This is a genomic window from Paenibacillus sp. A3, from assembly GCF_001399685.1.
Classification (GTDB): Bacteria; Bacillota; Bacilli; order Paenibacillales; family NBRC-103111; genus Paenibacillus_G.
In genome coordinates, this window is the sequence record NZ_JTHN01000241.1 from 1 (window position 1) to 15,841 (window position 15,841).

At 54.2% G+C, this 15,841-nt stretch carries 10 protein-coding genes, 16 tRNA genes and 1 rRNA gene; 23 read left to right on the top strand and 4 right to left on the bottom strand.

Annotated elements, in window-relative coordinates:
- Window positions 1-129: 129 nt before the first annotated feature.
- From rrf to QJ48_RS30655, 21 genes are all read left to right on the top strand, one after another.
- Window positions 130-246: ribosomal RNA gene (rrf, locus tag QJ48_RS30555) — 5S ribosomal RNA — on the top strand.
- A gap of 40 nt (window positions 247-286) precedes the next feature.
- A tRNA-Asn gene (locus QJ48_RS30560) sits at window positions 287-362 on the top strand.
- Window positions 363-367: 5 nt separating this feature from the next.
- A tRNA-Ser gene (locus tag QJ48_RS30565) sits at window positions 368-456 on the top strand.
- Between the two features lie 34 nt (window positions 457-490).
- A tRNA-Glu gene (locus tag QJ48_RS30570) sits at window positions 491-565 on the top strand.
- Between the two features lie 9 nt (window positions 566-574).
- Window positions 575-650 (top strand) — tRNA-Val (locus QJ48_RS30575).
- Window positions 651-666: 16 nt separating this feature from the next.
- Window positions 667-743, top strand: a tRNA-Met gene (locus tag QJ48_RS30580).
- Window positions 744-756: 13 nt separating this feature from the next.
- Window positions 757-833: transfer RNA gene (locus tag QJ48_RS30585), tRNA-Asp, on the top strand.
- Between the two features lie 72 nt (window positions 834-905).
- A tRNA-Thr gene (locus QJ48_RS30590) sits at window positions 906-980 on the top strand.
- A 25-nt stretch (window positions 981-1,005) separates the two neighbouring features.
- Window positions 1,006-1,081: transfer RNA gene (locus tag QJ48_RS30595), tRNA-His, on the top strand.
- 7 nt (window positions 1,082-1,088) lie between these two features.
- Window positions 1,089-1,160, top strand: a tRNA-Gln gene (locus QJ48_RS30600).
- 12 nt (window positions 1,161-1,172) lie between these two features.
- A tRNA-Lys gene (locus QJ48_RS30605) sits at window positions 1,173-1,245 on the top strand.
- Window positions 1,246-1,266: 21 nt separating this feature from the next.
- Window positions 1,267-1,341: transfer RNA gene (locus QJ48_RS30610), tRNA-Gly, on the top strand.
- 62 nt (window positions 1,342-1,403) lie between these two features.
- A tRNA-Gly gene (locus QJ48_RS30615) sits at window positions 1,404-1,478 on the top strand.
- Window positions 1,479-1,488: 10 nt separating this feature from the next.
- Window positions 1,489-1,568, top strand: a tRNA-Leu gene (locus QJ48_RS30620).
- A gap of 7 nt (window positions 1,569-1,575) precedes the next feature.
- Window positions 1,576-1,652 (top strand) — tRNA-Pro (locus QJ48_RS30625).
- A 14-nt stretch (window positions 1,653-1,666) separates the two neighbouring features.
- A tRNA-Gly gene (locus QJ48_RS30630) sits at window positions 1,667-1,740 on the top strand.
- A gap of 7 nt (window positions 1,741-1,747) precedes the next feature.
- Window positions 1,748-1,821, top strand: a tRNA-Arg gene (locus QJ48_RS30635).
- Between the two features lie 238 nt (window positions 1,822-2,059).
- The gene (locus tag QJ48_RS30640) at window positions 2,060-2,521 is read left to right on the top strand and encodes a GreA/GreB family elongation factor (protein WP_054977131.1); all 462 of its coding nucleotides are present in this window, start codon (window positions 2,060-2,062) and stop codon (window positions 2,519-2,521) included.
- Window positions 2,522-2,768: 247 nt separating this feature from the next.
- Window positions 2,769-3,524 (top strand): 2-dehydro-3-deoxy-D-gluconate 5-dehydrogenase KduD, encoded by a 756-nt coding sequence (gene kduD, locus QJ48_RS30645; RefSeq protein ID WP_054977132.1) that lies wholly within the window; start codon window positions 2,769-2,771, stop codon window positions 3,522-3,524.
- Window positions 3,525-4,508, top strand: a complete 984-nt coding sequence (locus tag QJ48_RS30650; protein ID WP_054977133.1) for a sugar kinase — start codon at window positions 3,525-3,527, stop codon at window positions 4,506-4,508.
- A gap of 59 nt (window positions 4,509-4,567) precedes the next feature.
- Window positions 4,568-5,230: a bifunctional 2-keto-4-hydroxyglutarate aldolase/2-keto-3-deoxy-6-phosphogluconate aldolase gene (locus tag QJ48_RS30655; protein ID WP_054977134.1), complete on the top strand. Its 663-nt coding sequence runs from the start codon at window positions 4,568-4,570 to the stop codon at window positions 5,228-5,230.
- 163 nt (window positions 5,231-5,393) lie between these two features.
- Here the strand turns inward: QJ48_RS30655 and QJ48_RS30660 are convergent, their stop codons facing one another.
- The 4 genes from QJ48_RS30660 to QJ48_RS30675 form a co-directional block, all read right to left on the bottom strand.
- Complete coding sequence (locus QJ48_RS30660; protein ID WP_054977150.1) at window positions 5,394-9,932, bottom strand: glutamate synthase-related protein; 4,539 nt, start codon at window positions 9,930-9,932, stop codon at window positions 5,394-5,396.
- A gap of 515 nt (window positions 9,933-10,447) precedes the next feature.
- A complete protein-coding gene (locus tag QJ48_RS30665; RefSeq protein ID WP_054977135.1) occupies window positions 10,448-11,803 on the bottom strand; it encodes a glutamate-1-semialdehyde 2,1-aminomutase in 1,356 nt (451 codons plus the stop codon).
- 89 nt (window positions 11,804-11,892) lie between these two features.
- Window positions 11,893-12,702, bottom strand: a complete 810-nt coding sequence (locus tag QJ48_RS30670; RefSeq protein WP_054977136.1) for a PhzF family phenazine biosynthesis protein — start codon at window positions 12,700-12,702, stop codon at window positions 11,893-11,895.
- A gap of 73 nt (window positions 12,703-12,775) precedes the next feature.
- Window positions 12,776-13,810 carry an LCP family protein gene (locus QJ48_RS30675; protein WP_054977137.1) on the bottom strand — a complete coding sequence of 345 codons (1,035 nt, stop codon included), beginning with the start codon at window positions 13,808-13,810 and terminating at the stop codon, window positions 12,776-12,778.
- 191 nt (window positions 13,811-14,001) lie between these two features.
- Here QJ48_RS30675 and QJ48_RS30680 point away from each other — a divergent pair, with 191 nt between their 5' ends.
- Entirely contained in the window at window positions 14,002-15,054 is a 1,053-nt protein-coding gene (locus QJ48_RS30680) for an ATP-binding cassette domain-containing protein (protein WP_054977138.1), read from the top strand.
- A complete protein-coding gene (locus QJ48_RS30685; RefSeq protein WP_054977139.1) occupies window positions 15,047-15,841 on the top strand; it encodes an ABC-2 family transporter protein in 795 nt (264 codons plus the stop codon). Before QJ48_RS30680 ends, QJ48_RS30685 begins: the two co-directional genes overlap by 8 nt.

A 15,841-nucleotide genomic window follows, 5' to 3' on the forward strand; every position in this document is an offset into this window, starting at 1 on the left:
GAGCGACTTTTGACGAAGTCAACGGAGCGAGAAAAGATATATCGGAACGCTTTGTTTCGATCCAGTTTTCAGGGTGCAAGTCGCCTTGAGTTAATTAAAGATGTTTCGTGGCAGAAACATCGACATCCGTTTGGTGATGATGGCGGAAGGGAACCACGCGTACCCATCCCGAACACGACCGTTAAGCCTTCCAGCGCCGATGGTACTTGGACCGCAGGGTCCTGGGAGAGTAGGACGTCGCCAAGCGGATATGATTCGACACTTCATACTCCACAACCGTTAACGTTCCCTGATAGCTCAGTTGGTAGAGCACTCGACTGTTAATCGAGTTGTCACAGGTTCGAGTCCTGTTCGGGGAGCCATTCTTGGAGAGGTGTCCGAGCTGGCCGAAGGAGCACGATTGGAAATCGTGTAGGCGTCACAAGCGTCTCGAGGGTTCGAATCCCTCTCTCTCCGTAGAGTTCCATCATCGCATTGTATTTATAAGCATGGCCCGTTGGTCAAGGGGTTAAGACACCTCCCTTTCACGGAGGTAACAGGGGTTCGAATCCCCTACGGGTCACCATTATCCCATGGAGGCTTAGCTCAGCTGGGAGAGCATCTGCCTTACAAGCAGAGGGTCGGCGGTTCGATCCCGTCAGCCTCCACCATAGATTTACTTACTGACGCGGGGTGGAGCAGCCCGGTAGCTCGTCGGGCTCATAACCCGAAGGCCGCAGGTTCAAATCCTGCCCCCGCAACCAATTTCATTTGTGTGGAGCCGTGGTGTAGAGGCCTAACATGCCTGCCTGTCACGCAGGAGACCGCGGGTTCGAATCCCGTCGGCTCCGCCATTTAGATGCTTTTAACTTCGGAACGAAACGGACAATATCCGAGGGTTCCGAAATTTTTAATTTATGTACCGTGCCGTCGTAGCTCAGCGGTAGAGCAACGCACTCGTAATGCGTAGGTCGGTGGTTCGATTCCTCTCGACGGCACCATTTATGCCACATGACAATTCATATGGCGGTCGTGGCGAAGTGGTTAACGCATCGGATTGTGGCTCCGACACTCGAGGGTTCGATTCCCTTCGATCGCCCCATAGTCATTGGGGATTAGCCAAGCGGTAAGGCAACGGACTTTGACTCCGTCATGCCTAGGTTCGAATCCTAGATCCCCAGTATTTTCAGCACGAGCCATTAGCTCAGTTGGTAGAGCACCTGACTTTTAATCAGGGTGTCGTAGGTTCGAGTCCTACATGGCTCATCTTCTTACAAAATAAATTGAGCGGAAGTGGCTCAGGGGTAGAGCATCGCCTTGCCAAGGCGAGGGTCGCGGGTTCGAATCCCGTCTTCCGCTCCATCGCAACTTTTGCTTATGAAGATTGACAATTGCTCTTTTTGGTTTTAATCTTAAAGTAGTTTGCGGAAGTGGCTCAGGGGTAGAGCATCGCCTTGCCAAGGCGAGGGTCGCGGGTTCGAATCCCGTCTTCCGCTCCATTTATGATTTGCCGGTATGGCGGAATTGGCAGACGCGCGCGACTCAAAATCGTGAGGGAAACCGTGGGGGTTCAAGTCCCTCTACCGGCATTTATAACGGGACGTAGCTCAGCTTGGTAGAGCACCTGGTTTGGGACCAGGGGGTCGCATGTTCGAATCGTGTCGTCCCGACCATTCAATATTTTAGTGCGGGTGTAGTTCAATGGTAGAACTCCAGCCTTCCAAGCTGGTAGCGTGGGTTCGATTCCCATCACCCGCTCCATATGTAAGTTCCAGTAGCTCAGCTGGATAGAGCAACGGCCTTCTAAGCCGTCGGTCGGGGGTTCGAATCCCTCCTGGGACGTCATATTTGAAACTAAGAGGTCTGGAAACAGGCCTTTTTTTGTTGAGTTCTTGTGGCTATAGACGATCCTGTTTATAAAGGCTTGGAATTATGGCATTTGTGGAAAAGTTCTGATACAATGGGTTAAAGCTCCTTTCGAGGGGCTTATTTTATTAAGGAGGAACGCATATGAGTCCTATGGCAGTACAAAGGCTGAACTCACGAAGGATAAGAACGTATATAGGGGGGGATATCTACTATGAACCCTAGTTTCGGACGTGGTGCCCGTACCCAATTAATTAATCAATTGCTCTATTTTGACGAACAAAGCAGTGCGTTTCTTGATGACTTTTGCCCGCAGCAAGGCAAGGAACGAGCGAATCTCGAAAAGTTCATCGAACAATACACGGCAGTTTTGGAACGTCTATTGGCGCAAGATGAAGTGCAGTTTATGCATTCCTTATATTCCAAAGTGCTGATCGGCAGCAGCGTAAAAGTGAAGTATGAGGATGACGGTTTAGAGGAAACGTTTACGATTGTATTCCCAACTTTGACCGCGCCTGATAAAAACTATGTCTCATTTTTATCCCCTATGGGGAGGCAGTTGCTTTTAGCTACGTCCGGTGCGGTACAAACGATTGAAATTCCTGCCGGCAGCTTTGCCGTAACGATCGAAGAAGTGAAATACGCTTGCTCCGGAGAATTTACGAAGACAGGCTAAGCAACGTTGAAAAAACATCAGGCTGCAGAAAAGGACAGCTCCTTTCGATATAGGGGCTGTTCTTCTACATTAACCACCAGGAAAGCGCTTAGAGCTATACAAAATGTCTACAAAATTTAGCGTTCCGGTTACATTTTGGACCCGACTATAGCAGTTTGAACCAGTATGACTTATAATAAAAGGGATGAGCAATCCGATTAGAACGTAAGCTCGGATACGCTTAAAACGTTTAAATGGGGTGTAGAGGATGAATTTGTTTGATTTGACCGGAAAAGTGGCTTTAGTAACCGGGGGAGCCGTAGGTCTTGGTGCAGGTATCTCCTTAGGCTTAGCCAAGGCAGGCGCGGACATCGTTATCGTAACGAGCAACGACCGTTCGCGTGAGGTTGAGCAGCAAATCCAAGCGATGGGCCGCAAGGCACACACCATCATAGCGGATCTGATGGATGAAAGCGTATTGAAGAGTGTGGTAGACGAGGCGTTGTCCGTATTTGGGAAAGTTGATATTTTGGTTAACAATGCCGGGATTATTCGGCGTACGCCGGCTGCCGATCACGCGGCGCAGGACTGGCATGATGTGCTGAATTTGAACTTAAACTCTGTTTTTTTCCTGTCGCAGCTTGTTGGGCGTGAAATGATTAAACAAGGGTCGGGTAAAATTATAAATATTGCATCGATGTTAAGCTTTCAAGGCGGGATCAATGTGCCGGGCTATACGGCTTCCAAGCATGCGATTGCCGGAGTAACTAAAGCGCTTGCGAACGAGTGGGCCAGCAAAGGCATTCAAGTTAACGCTATCGCTCCGGGGTATATGGCTACCGACAATACCGCAGCGCTTCGTGCGGATGAAGAGCGCAGCTCTCAAATTATGGTGCGTATTCCAGCCGGACGCTGGGGAACTTCGGAAGATATGCAAGGACCGATCATATTCCTCGCTTCACAGGCTTCAGACTATATGAGCGGCCACGTGCTTTGTGTGGACGGGGGATGGATGGCGAGATAAATGACGGAGAACGGACGAGCGGAGCAGCAGCAGATGTTTCAGCCGGAAATTATTACATTCGGGGAATCGATGGCATTGTTGATGCCGGAAGGAAGCAAAGGAATCGAATATTCGTCGCGCTTCCAAGGGCTGTTCGGGGGTGCGGAAAGCAACGTAGCGATCGGGGTATCCCGTCTGGGCCACAGGGCAGGCTGGTTCAGCCGCCTTGGGAAAGATCCGCTAGGCCGCATGATCATGAAAAAAATCCGCGGCGAGGGCGTGGACGTCTCTCGTGTGGAGCTGACAACCGAAGCGCCTACCGGCTTGATGCTCCGCGAGGTGGTATCCGGGAAAACATCGGTTTATTATTACCGCAAAGGCTCGGCAGCCAGCACGCTGAAGCCGGAGCATTTGGACGAGCAATATATTAAGCAGGCCAAATATTTGCATGTAACGGGCATTACGACAGCGCTCAGCCCGAACTGCCGGGAAACGGTCAGGGAAGCGATGAAACTAGCCCGCAAGCATGGTGTGAAGGTTTGTTTTGATCCGAACTTGAGGCTGAAGCTGTGGTCACTGGAGGAAGCGCGAGAGGTGCTGCTGGAATTGGCCCAAGAAGCGGATTATTTCCTACCCGGGTTAGACGAGCTGAAGCTGCTGTATCAAACGGACAGCTTCGACGATATTGTGGCCCGACTCAGCCAGCTTAAAGCGGTATCGATTGTCAAAGGCGGCGAAGACGTCACGTATATCGTCGAGCAAGGCCGCGTAAGCTCGGTGCCCTATTTTAAAGCGGAGCAAGTGGTGGATACGGTCGGGGCCGGAGACGGTTTTTGCGCAGGCTTTTTCGTTGGGTTGCTCAAGGGCTATCGTTTGGAAGAAGCGGTCCGCCTCGGTAACCTGATCGGCTGTATGGTGGTACAGATGGAGGGAGACTGGGAAGGCATTCCGACCTGGGAGCAAGTAGAGGCGTTTCTAAACAACGTAAAACATGTCGAGAGGTAGTATCCGATGCAACGAAATACATGCACTACTAACTTCATATTAGGAACGGATGAGAGAATATGAAAAAAATCAAGCTTTTGCAGCAGCTGACTAGTGAAGGCGTGGTAGCGGTTCTGCGCGGAGAGACGCCGGAAGAAGTCGTCGAAATGGCTGAACAGGCGATCGCAGGCGGCATTAAAGTTATCGAAGTTACAATGACGGTGCCGTTTGCGCTGCAAGCTATCGAGAAGCTGGCCAAAAAATATTCAAGCTCCACGCAGGATTCATCCAAGTATGCGATCATCGGCGTTGGGACTGTATTAGATCCGGAAACGGCACGGGCGGGTATTCTCAGCGGAGCGGAATTCGTGGTCGGTCCGGCGTTAAATCCGGATACGGTTACTTTGTGCAACCGGTACCGCGTTCCTGTGATGCCGGGTGTGATGACGATTCAAGAGATTCAGCGGGCACTTGAGCTCGGCGTAGATATCGTAAAGCTATTCCCGGGCAATCTGTATTCGCCATCGACGATCAAAGCAATCAAAGGGCCGCTTCCGCAGGCCAACGTTATGCCCACCGGCGGTGTCTCCTTGGACAATCTCGCCGATTGGATCAAGGCGGGCGCAGTGGCCGTCGGTATCGGCTCCGATCTGACGACGGAAGCCGTCAAAACGGGCAATTACAGTCTGGTAGCCAAAAAAGCCGCGCAATATATCGAAGCTTACCGGGCGGCTAAAGGCTAAGCTGTAAATTATCATAAAAAGGAAAAAGCACCGTACCCCATGTTTGTTTGGGTTACGATGCTTTTTTCTTTGATGGAGACCTTAGGGACTACTCAAAAAAATCCCTCCGGAACGCGGAAGATCCGGAGGGGTAACGAATGGTTAATTTTATTGTGCTCGCCGATTATTCGGTAGCTACCGATTGATCGGCTTGCAGACCGACCGGTGCGATCCGAACGAAGCTCGTTTGCAGGTTGTTCAGCAAATGCTCCACTTTCGCTGCGGCTTCCGGTTGTCCGGATTTCACAAGCTCTTCATGGTAAGCGCCGAGCAGTTCGCTCAAGTCTTTCATGCTTTGTACGCCGACCGGTTCGATTTTGACCTTGGCGCCTTTGGCTACCCGGCGTTCGATGGCGGCTTGATCCAGACCCATCTCCGGTACGAGGCGTTGGTAAATGACGCCGCCCGTCATCCCTGCGCAAATCCAAGGACCCGGATCGCCGAGCACAACAGCGCGGCCGTTGGTCATGTATTCAAAGGCGAAGCCTTTCAAGTTCGCACGGGCTGCGATGCCACCGAGCTCATCTTGAATCGGTGCCGTGATTTCGCCGCCGAATACGACGTCTGCGCCGGAGAACCGGATGCAGGCACGGGTATCGGCATTGCCTTGAATCAGGAACAAGCCTTTTTGCGCGCCGTAGCCGAACGACTTGCCCACGGAACCATTGATGAATTGCTTATGCTTGCTTGGTGCTTTCAGGATCGCGACTTTACCGCCGAGCGACATTTTACCGACGCCGTCTTCCGCACCGCCGTGAACCGTGATATTTACGCCGCGGGCATTGAAAGCGGCCAATCCGTTACCCGGTACGGAGCCTTCGGTCATGGTGATGCTTACCGGAGGCAGCGAATCGTAGCTACCGTCGAAACGGTCTCTTACGCGGTGGCTTGCATAGCGGCTGCCGAGGATACGGGATTCCGCATCGACTTTGGACCAAGTACGCTCCACCGGCGATTCGAACGAAACGGCATCCGGGAAAAATTGCTGGCCTTCTGCGCCTGCCGCAATGCGAATATCCGAGGATACCGCTGCTGCGACTTCCTCCAAAGCTTCTTGTGCTGCCGCCAAGGACAGCGGAGCCGGACGGAGCAGGTCGGACAGATCGATTTTCTCAAGATGGCTTACTTGCTGCAGCAAGTCGGAACGGCCGACGAGGTCTTGCAGGTTTGCAAAGCCGAGCTGAGCGACAATGTCCCGTACTTCTCGGCCGATCCCGCCAAACAAACGAACAAGCGATTCAACAGCGGTATCGTAGACGCGAGGCACGAAGCGGCGAAGGCCTTTTTCTTCCGCTTCTTCCATCGAGTCGATTTGCGTCGCGATTCCGACGTGACATGTATCCAAGTGACAGCCGCGGCACGTCGTACAGCCGATGGATTGCATTGCGATAGAGCCGAAGCCGATGCGGTTTGCACCGAGCATGACCATTTTCACAACGTCGGCACCGGATTTCATGCCGCCGTCGGACCAGAGCTCCACTTTGTGGCGCAATCCGGCTTCGATCAGTGCGATATGCGCCAGCTTCGTACCGATTTCGGTCGGCAGCCCGACGTGCGTGATGGAGTGAATCCGAGCCGCACCCGTACCGCCGTCAAAACCGGACAACGTGATGACATCTGCGCCTGCTTTGGCAACACCGACTGCAATCGTGCCGATACCAGGGACGACCGGAACTTTGACGATGATTTTCGCCTTGCGTCCGCTCGCTTCCTTCAGCTCGGAAATGATTTGCGCCAAGTCCTCGATCGAATAAATGTCATGGTTGTTGGAAGGCGAAATCAGGTCGGAACCGATGGTCGCGTTCCGTGCCAATGCGATCTTCGCAGTTACTTTCGAGCCTGGCAGGTGACCGCCTTCGCCCGGTTTTGCGCCCTGACCGATCTTGATTTCCAAGAAGGCAACGGCGTTTGCCAGCTCGACGTTAACGCCGAAACGTCCAGACGCGACTTGGGCGCCGCGGGTCCGCTTATAGCGGCCGAGCATGTCTTTGATCTCGCCGCCTTCGCCGTTCATCGTTACCATATTCAGGCGCTCGCCGGCTTCGGCGTAAGCGCGGAATGCCGTTTCGTTCTGCGATCCGAAGGACATGGAAGAGATGAGCATCGGCAGATCGTGGCCTCCGATGCCAATCTCGACTTGGGAAGGGTCGAGCGGCTTACGGCCTTCGGCGTGCGCTTTCTCATAATTGAAATCCGCAACGTGACGGATGGAAATACCGTTTTTCTTTTCTTCTTCGCGCAGCTTGTCGCGATAGTCTTCGTACGGAGCCGCTCCGGAAGCCGCATCGCCGAGCGCTTTCCACATCCGTTGGAAGAAGCGGAAGTTGCGGGCTGCTTTTGCTTTAGGATTGGCGAAGTCGTTGTAACGGGCTTCGGCATCGGCTTCGAGCTCGGCAAAGCCGGTTCCGGCCTTATCGCTGCCCAGGTAGTTTACAATATCCAGTACGTCGGCGAGCTCCGGCTTGAGGCCGATCGACGAGAAGAAGCGGGTGTAACCACGAAGCTCATGCGTTCCGATCGTGGAGATGACTTTCTCCAAGCCTTTCATCAAAGCGGTAAACACTTTGCGTGCCGCCGGCGCGCCGTCCTTGGCCGCTGCCGTAGCAAACAAGATGTAAGGGGACAGCACATCTGCGCCCAAGCCGCAAGCAACGGCCATATCGTGCAGGTTGCGGATAGCCGCGCTGCGCAGGACGAGCGTTGTTTGACGGCGCAGATTGTCGCCGTAACCGAGCTTCACTTCGCGAAGCGCGATATCGACTTTGGATACGGCCAAATGCGGGTCCATCCACAGCCGGTCGTTCTCATGCGCCTCGCTGTCGTCCAGCACAAGCAGCATAGCGCCTTTGCGCACGGCTTGCACAGCGTCGGCCGCAAGCTGCTCCAGAGCATCCTTCAGCGATGTGCCGCGGGAGAATGTCGTCGACAACGTGGCGACGGCATCGCCGTTTTGCGCACCGTACATGGCGACAAGCTGCTCGTAGCTCGGCTGTTTCAATTCAGCCAAAGAATCGATACCGTTGCTGCCCTCCAGCACGACGGGATACAGCAGTTCTACCCGCAGCCGATCATCCGGCTGGCTGTACACGGCCGGGCGAGGCCCTACGACGACGCGCGTGGAGAAATGCTCCATCTCGCGGTCACGGTCGATCGCGGGGTTGGTGACAACCGCAACGCTTTCTTTAATGAAATCCGGAATATTCTGACGCTCCCAGTTCAAAGCGGCATGCGGGCTGTCATGACCGAGCGAGCGAATCGGCTCTGCGCCGGTCTCGGCAGTCGTTTCGATCATTTGGATGCCGTCGCGGTCCCATCCGAACGCGCTGTAGAGTGCATCCGTCGGCGTGACGTCGGCGGATGGCGCCGCTTCGACGGCCGGAATTTCATTATTCAAGTGCTTGCGCTGTCCATCAAGGCCAAGACGGCTTTGCACGCGCTCCAGCACGGTGGATTGCACCAGATGATACGGAATAACCTGAACATGCTCGCCCGGTGTCAGGACGACGCCTACTTTTTCGCCCGGTGCGATCGGTTTCGGATCTGCGACCATCTCGCCGACCGTAATGACGCCTTGTTCCGAGGAGAAATACAGGGACGTTTCGCTTTCCACCATCCATACGGGACGCAGACCAAGCGCGTCGACGCTGAAAATGCACTCATTGCCGTAACGGGAAACGATCCCTGCCGGTCCTTGCGCGTAATGGCCCCAAGCTTGGCGGAAGTAGACGTACATGTCCTGCAGTTCCGGCCGGAAAAGCTTCATTTCGTTAAGAATCGGAGGGAAAACGACTTCCATCGCTTCGAACAAGCTGAGGCCGAAACGGTGAATGAACGTTTCGATGGTACGGTTCATGTCCTGGGAGTCGCTGCCGCCGTCAACGAGGGGCACGCCGACCATGTCGGCTTCGATCCGCATCTTTTTCACCGTATTGATCTCGCCGTTATGGCCAAGCAGCGAGAATGGCTGCACGCGGAAGAAGCTGGATTGTGTGTTCGTGGAGTATCGGTTGTGTCCGATAGTAACCTGCGCTGCGAACAGCGGGTCGCGGGTGTCATTGAAGTATTTCGGCAAAATGCTGGCGGCGCCCATCACTTTGTAAGCGGCCGTGACGTTGCTGAGGGTGGCGACGTGTACGTTATATTTGGCTTCAATCGCCACATGAAGCTCAAACAGATGGTCGGAGACTTTCACTTCCTGCTTGTCGCACAGACCTGCGATTTGCCAGAAGGTTGGTTCGTCGTTGCGTCCGTTCGGACCGAGTACGCTGCTGTCCACTTGATTTTCTTGCTCCAAGAGGATGCTGACTTGAAATTGGGAGAACAGCTCGCGGATGCCTTTTTGCATATCGGGAGCGGAGATGTCCAGCTTGCGCGGCACGAAAATGTGCGCGACGGAGAAGCGCTCGTCATAAGCGAGCTTGCCGTCGAGACCGGCGTCGGTCAGCTTTTTCTCCCACAGGGCGCGCGGAATGTCGGTCAGGATGCCGCAGCCGTCGCCTTCCCCGTTAATGAAACCCGAACGATGCTCCATTTTCACGAGGGCGTCAATCGTCTTTTGAATGTTGTCGCGGGACGGAAATCCGTCTTTTTCAATAATACAGATGATACCGCAGCTATCATGTTCGGTGGCCAATAAATTCTGAAAGCGGCCTTCATTGCGCATAACTTGATTCATTCTCGTGGTCAGCAGGCTGACCGTCACCTCCCATTAAAATTAGTTGCGGGTTCGTCCTGAAAAGAAGGCTTTGTTCATGTGAAGCAAGAAAGCGGAAAGAGTCAACGAATCATTGCAATGAATAAAAATACATTTATTCTGCATAATTGACTTGATTTTCGGTTTCTCGATTCAGCAGAAGCTGTGCGGAAGCGGGTGATAAAAGGGGCAGCGCCCTAACCGTCCAAACGCACAGCTTCATAGTTAACATGGCAAAAACCTTACATTTAGCCGAATTTACTTAGTTTAAAAGTATTTATAGAATATCACGAAATTTCATGTGAGACAATAGAACATTGAAGGGAAATGTTAATTGTAAGCGCTGTCTATTTTGCATAACTGGTGAATAAAGGCAATTTCAGAGCGGAATGATGAGGGTTAATAAAAAACGAACGAACTATTACCTTTGTCCGATAATAGTTCGTGATTTGGGTGATAAATGGAATTTATTGCCGATCTCTCGGTTAAGCGTTCATGCGGGCGAATGCACGATTTGCCGCTTCAATCGTATAAGCGACGTTTTCGTCCGTATGAGCCGTCGTCAAGAACCAGGCTTCGTATTTGGAAGGAGCCAGGCAAATGCTGTCCTCCAGCATGTAGCGGAAAAAGGCTGCAAACTGCTCGCCGTCGGTATTTTGAGCCTCGTCGTAATTCGTAACCGGATGGTCGCAAAAGTGTGTCGACAGCGCGCCGCAGATGCGGTTCACAGTCAGGGCGATGCGGTGTTTGCGAGCCCCTTCGGCAAGGCCCGCTTCCAGCATGGCGCCGAGCCGGTCCAGCCGCTCGTAGGTACCGGGCTCTTGCAGGGCCTCCAGGCAGGCGATTCCGGCGGAAATCGATGCCGGGTTGCCGGCCATGGTGCCGGCTTGGTAAGCCGGTCCAAGCGGTGACACTTGCGCCATGATCTCTGCGCGGCCGCCGTAAGCGCCGATCGGCAGTCCGCCGCCGATGATTTTCCCAAGGGCCGTAAGATCGGGCTCGATGGCTGCGTAGTCGGTGCCTTCGGGCAAACCGGCGAAGGTGGAGGCGGCGCCGTAATGGAAGCGGAACGCGGTGATCACCTCGTCGTAGATGACAAGGGAGCCGTTCCGACGGGCCGCGGAGCACAGTCCTTCCAGGAAGCCGGGCTTCGGCATGACCATGCCGAAGTTGCCGACAATGGGCTCGACCATGACTGCGGCCACGTCGCTGCCCCAGCGCTCCAGCGCAGCGTCCAGTGCGGCGAGGTCGTTGAACGGCACGGTAATGACCTCGTGCGCGATGCTGACCGGAATACCGGCGCTGTCCGGTATTCCGAGGGTGGACGGGCCAGAGCCGGCGGCGACGAGCACGAGATCCGAATGGCCGTGGTAGCAGCCGGCGAACTTGATGATTTTATTCCGGCCGGTATAGGCGCGGGCTACCCGGATCGTTGTCATTACGGCTTCGGTACCGGAGTTGACGAAGCGGACCTTATCAAGCGACGGAATCGCTTCTTTCAACATGCGGGCGAAGCGGATTTCGAGTTCGGTCGGCGTACCGTATAATGTGCCATTCTCCGCCGCACGGACAATGGCGGAGGTCACATGAGGATGAGCGTGGCCGAGAATGATCGGACCGTAGGCGGCCAAATAGTCGATGTAGCGGTTGCCGTCCTCGTCCCAGAAATACGCTCCTTGTCCCCGTTTCATGAATACGGGCGCTCCACCGCCCACGGCTTTGAAGGAGCGGGAAGGGCTGTTCACCCCGCCGACGATATGCTCGAGCGCCTCCGTATAAAGCGCTGCGGAGCGTGTGCGGGGCGTGGCTTCGGATGCGTTAGACGCAAATGGGTTGCTCATGAGAATTCAAGTCCTTTCCATCTATGTATATCTATATTATAAAGGATTGCGTTCCGGCAGTGAATTTTTCTCCGAATCGGATCGGTGCCTCATTCTGTAGGAAGGTGGAGCAGAGAGCCTTTAAGCACCGTTACTGCTTGACCATGAATGTGAAGACGGTCGTCGACCAAAGCAAGTCTGAGAACACCCGTTCGTGCTGACGATTGAATGGCGGTCATCCGGTCTTTGCCCAGCTTGTCCCGCCAGTAAGGCGCCAGTGCGCAATGGGCCGATCCGGTAACCGGATCTTCGTCAATTCCCAGCGCCGGGAAGAAGCAGCGGGAGGCGAAGTCGTACCGTTCATCCTGCGAGCGGGCCGTAACCAGCACGCCGCGGACGCCGAGCTCCGCCATGATGGCGAAATTGGGCTTCAACCCGCGTACGGCTTCCTCCGAGTCCAGTTCGACCAGCAAGTCCAGCCGGTTGGTTCCGACAAAACGGGGCACAGCCCCGCCCAGGGCATCGGCCAATCGGTCCGGCGCGTCCGTTTCGGCAATCTGCTCAACGGGAAAATCCAGCCGGATCCAACCGTCTTCACTCGGGGAGGCCGTCAGCTGGCCGCTAAGCGAGTGAAAGGTCAAAGCCTGTTTGCGGTCTGCCCGCCCGGTTTCCCACAGGTAATGAGCGCTGGCCAGCGTAGCATGGCCGCACAAATCAACCTCGACCGTCGGCGTAAACCAGCGAAGCCGGTAGCTCCCGTCCTGTTGGGGGGAGAGAAACGCCGTTTCCGATAAGTTCATCTCCATCGCAACCTGCTGAAGCCATGGGTCGGAAGGATAGCGCTCCAGCAAACAAACCGCCGCAGGGTTGCCGCGAAACGGCTTGTCCGCAAAGGCGTCAATAATGTGCATCTCGATCATAAGAACGGTTCTCCTTTCAGGTCAAAAGCGGGAAGCCCCTGGCCTCCCGCTCGCGTATGCTTCGTAGCAGCTATTATTTTTTGACCGGAGCGGTGCCGGTCGTGCTTTTATTGCCGCCTTCGGCAGGCTTGCCGGCAGGGGTCAACGGGTCCCTGCCTTCGAACAGCGCCTTAATGTAATCCTGCAACTTGGTGCGGTTTACGCTAAGAACTTCAGCGCCGCCGACCCGTTTTTCAATCAGCAGCTCGGAAGGCGGAATTTGCTGGCTGACCATCCCCTCGGTTTTGGCCTCGAAGGCTAGCGTGCCGAGCTTCAGCATGTCGGTCGTCGTCAAGTTCGTTTCGAGGTAAGGATCGATGCTGTTCAATATTTTCGGCAGCCGGATCAGGGAGCCGGTCGTCTGCATTTTTTGCGCGACGGCCTGCAAAAATTTGCGCTGCCGCTCGGTGCGGGAAAAGTCGCTCATGGCATCGTGCCGGAACCGGACGTACTGCAGCGCCATTTTTCCGTCAAGATGCTGCATGCCTTTTTTTAGATTGATATCGTACTCGTGGCCGTCTTCCGAATCGCGGTATTTCATGTCCTTCTCCACTTCGAGATCGATGCCGCCGATGGCGTCGGTCAGCGCGATGAAGCCTTTGAAATCGGTATAGAAAAAATATTGAACCGGAATGCCGAGCAGGTCGCTAACCGTGCGCATGGCCAGATTCGGCCCGCCGATGGCAAGTGCCGTATTGATGCGGTCCTCGCCATGCCCCGGAATTTTCACGTATGTGTCGCGCAGAATCGAAAATAAGTACGCTTTCTTCGTCACCGGATCGATCGAGGCGACCATAATCGAATCGGAACGCGGAACTTCGTTCTTTTTGAGTCCTCGGGAATCGCCGCCAAGAATGAGCACATTCACGCGCGAATTGCCCTCCCATTTGGGCGGGGTGTAGCTGTCCGACATGCCGAGCTGCTTCGGGGTAAGCCCGCCGAATTTGGTTGTTTCGGGATGACTTTGAATGTTGTTGGCAAATTGAACGAAAGAATATGTAAAATAGCCGATTCCTGCAAGCAACAGCAGCAGCAGCGAAATGAAAAGCCATTTTATCGTACGGACCATGGGAATTCGGTTCCCTCCTCTGGTTGCGTTCGCTTTTCCTGATCGTAAGGTTGGTGTATCATAACGGGTATAGGTTTTGACAATGCCGCAGGAACATGCATACGTTAGGACAGGAAACTATTTCATTATTATAAAAGGTTTCAATCCGCGCCTGCAAGCTTCGGCATATTTTGACAGGAGGACCTACACCTATGAATCTCGCCATCGACGTGCATCGGCTGAGAAAAGAATTCAAAGTGCAAAAGAACCGGGAAGGCTTGAAAGGCGCTGTTCGCGACCTGTTCCGGAGAGAGTATAGCCAAGTCGCCGCGGTGAAGGACATCAGCTTTCAAATTCCGCAGGGCGAGATTTGCGGCTACATCGGCGAGAACGGAGCGGGCAAATCGACCACGATCAAAATGCTGACCGGCATTCTCGTTCCGACCTCCGGCGATATTCGCGTAGGCGGCTTCGTTCCTTATAAAGAGAGGGAAAAGTTCGTCCGGAATATCGGCGTCGTATTCGGCCAGCGCAGCCAGCTTTGGTGGGATATCGGCGTGATCGAATCGTTCCAACTGCTCAAGAAAGTGTACCGCGTCCCGGATGCGGACTACCGCAGCCGTATGGACGAGCTGGTGGAGCGGCTGCAGCTTGGCGAGCTGTTGAACCGGCCTGTACGGAAGTTGAGTCTGGGCCAGCGGATGCGCTGCGAGCTTGCGGCGTCGCTCATTCACAATCCGGAAATTTTGTTTCTGGACGAGCCTACGATCGGTCTGGATATTATGGTCAAGACGGAAATCCGCGAGTTTCTGAAATCTATGAACAGACGGTACGGCACGACCATTCTGCTGACCACCCACGATCTGCAGGACATTGAAGCGCTGTGTTCCCGGGTCATTATGCTCGACGACGGCCGGATCATCTACGACGGAGGGCTTGAGGAGCTAAAAGAACGCTGGGGCAAAGGCAAGGAAGTCATTCTCCGCTTCTCGGAGCCGGTATCGCTGCCCCGTTTGCAGGAGTTGACCTCAGGACTGCAAGTAGACTGGTCGCTGGACAACGAGCTGACGGCCAAAGTATGGATCCCGCAGCAGGCGGCAAGCGTCTCCGAGGTGCTCAGCCGGGTTGTCGGTATAACGACGATCGAGGACATTAAAATCCTCGAAACGAATACGGACGACATCGTGCGGGAAATTTACAAATCCGGATCGGCGGAAGCTAAAAAGGAGCTGCGCGAAGAACAGGAAGTGACGCTGCATGGTTAGCGCTTATCTGGACATTATCCGCATCCGCTTCCTGATGATGCTCGCCTACCGGGTCAATTATTACAGCGGGATTATTATTTATGCCCTTAATATTGGGGCGTACTATTTTCTGTGGAAGGCGATTTACGGGACGAAAGAGCTTCTCGGCGGGATGACCGTGACACAGATGACGACTTATGTGGCCGTATCGTGGATGGCGCGGGCGTTTTATTTTAACAATCTGGACCGGGAAATTGCAAATGAGATCAAAGACGGCAGCGTCGCGATTCAGTTCATCCGCCCGTACAATTACATCGTCGTCAAAATGATGCAGGGTCTTGGCGAAGGCTTGTTCCGGTTTTTTCTATTTTCCGTGCCGGGCATGGTGATCGTCTCGTTCCTGTTTCCGGTGCAGCTGCCGTCAGATCCGCTGACCTGGCTTATTTTTCTTGCCATGCTGTTTTTCAGCTTCCTGATCAATACGCAGATCAATATTATTACCGGCCTGTTCGCCTTTTTCCTCGAAAACAACGAAGGCATGATGCGGATGAAACGGGTAACCGTCGATTTGTTCTCCGGACTGGTCGTGCCGATGTCGTTCTTCCCGGGCTGGGCGCAAGAGCTGATGAATCTGCTGCCGTTTCCGGCGATCACGTACTTGCCTGGCTCCGTCTTCACCGGCAAAGTAGCCGGCAGCGCCGTTTACAACGTATTTGCCGTCCAAATCATCTGGTTCGTGCTGTTGATTGTGCCGCTCTATGTACTGTGGCGGGGCGCGCGGACGCGGCTGTTCGTGCAGGGAGGGTGA

Coding starts and splice junctions, on each gene's coding strand:
- QJ48_RS30675 (WP_054977137.1), bottom strand. CDS start 13,810: ATGGTCCGTACGATAAAATGGCTTTTCATTTCGCTGCTGCTGCTGTTG.
- QJ48_RS30640 (WP_054977131.1), top strand. CDS start 2,060: ATGAACCCTAGTTTCGGACGTGGTGCCCGTACCCAATTAATTAATCAA.
- QJ48_RS30670 (WP_054977136.1), bottom strand. CDS start 12,702: ATGATCGAGATGCACATTATTGACGCCTTTGCGGACAAGCCGTTTCGC.
- QJ48_RS30685 (WP_054977139.1), top strand. CDS start 15,047: ATGGTTAGCGCTTATCTGGACATTATCCGCATCCGCTTCCTGATGATG.
- kduD (WP_054977132.1), top strand. CDS start 2,769: ATGAATTTGTTTGATTTGACCGGAAAAGTGGCTTTAGTAACCGGGGGA.
- QJ48_RS30665 (WP_054977135.1), bottom strand. CDS start 11,803: ATGAGCAACCCATTTGCGTCTAACGCATCCGAAGCCACGCCCCGCACA.
- QJ48_RS30650 (WP_054977133.1), top strand. CDS start 3,525: ATGACGGAGAACGGACGAGCGGAGCAGCAGCAGATGTTTCAGCCGGAA.
- QJ48_RS30660 (WP_054977150.1), bottom strand. CDS start 9,932: ATGCGCAATGAAGGCCGCTTTCAGAATTTATTGGCCACCGAACATGAT.
- QJ48_RS30655 (WP_054977134.1), top strand. CDS start 4,568: ATGAAAAAAATCAAGCTTTTGCAGCAGCTGACTAGTGAAGGCGTGGTA.
- QJ48_RS30680 (WP_054977138.1), top strand. CDS start 14,002: ATGAATCTCGCCATCGACGTGCATCGGCTGAGAAAAGAATTCAAAGTG.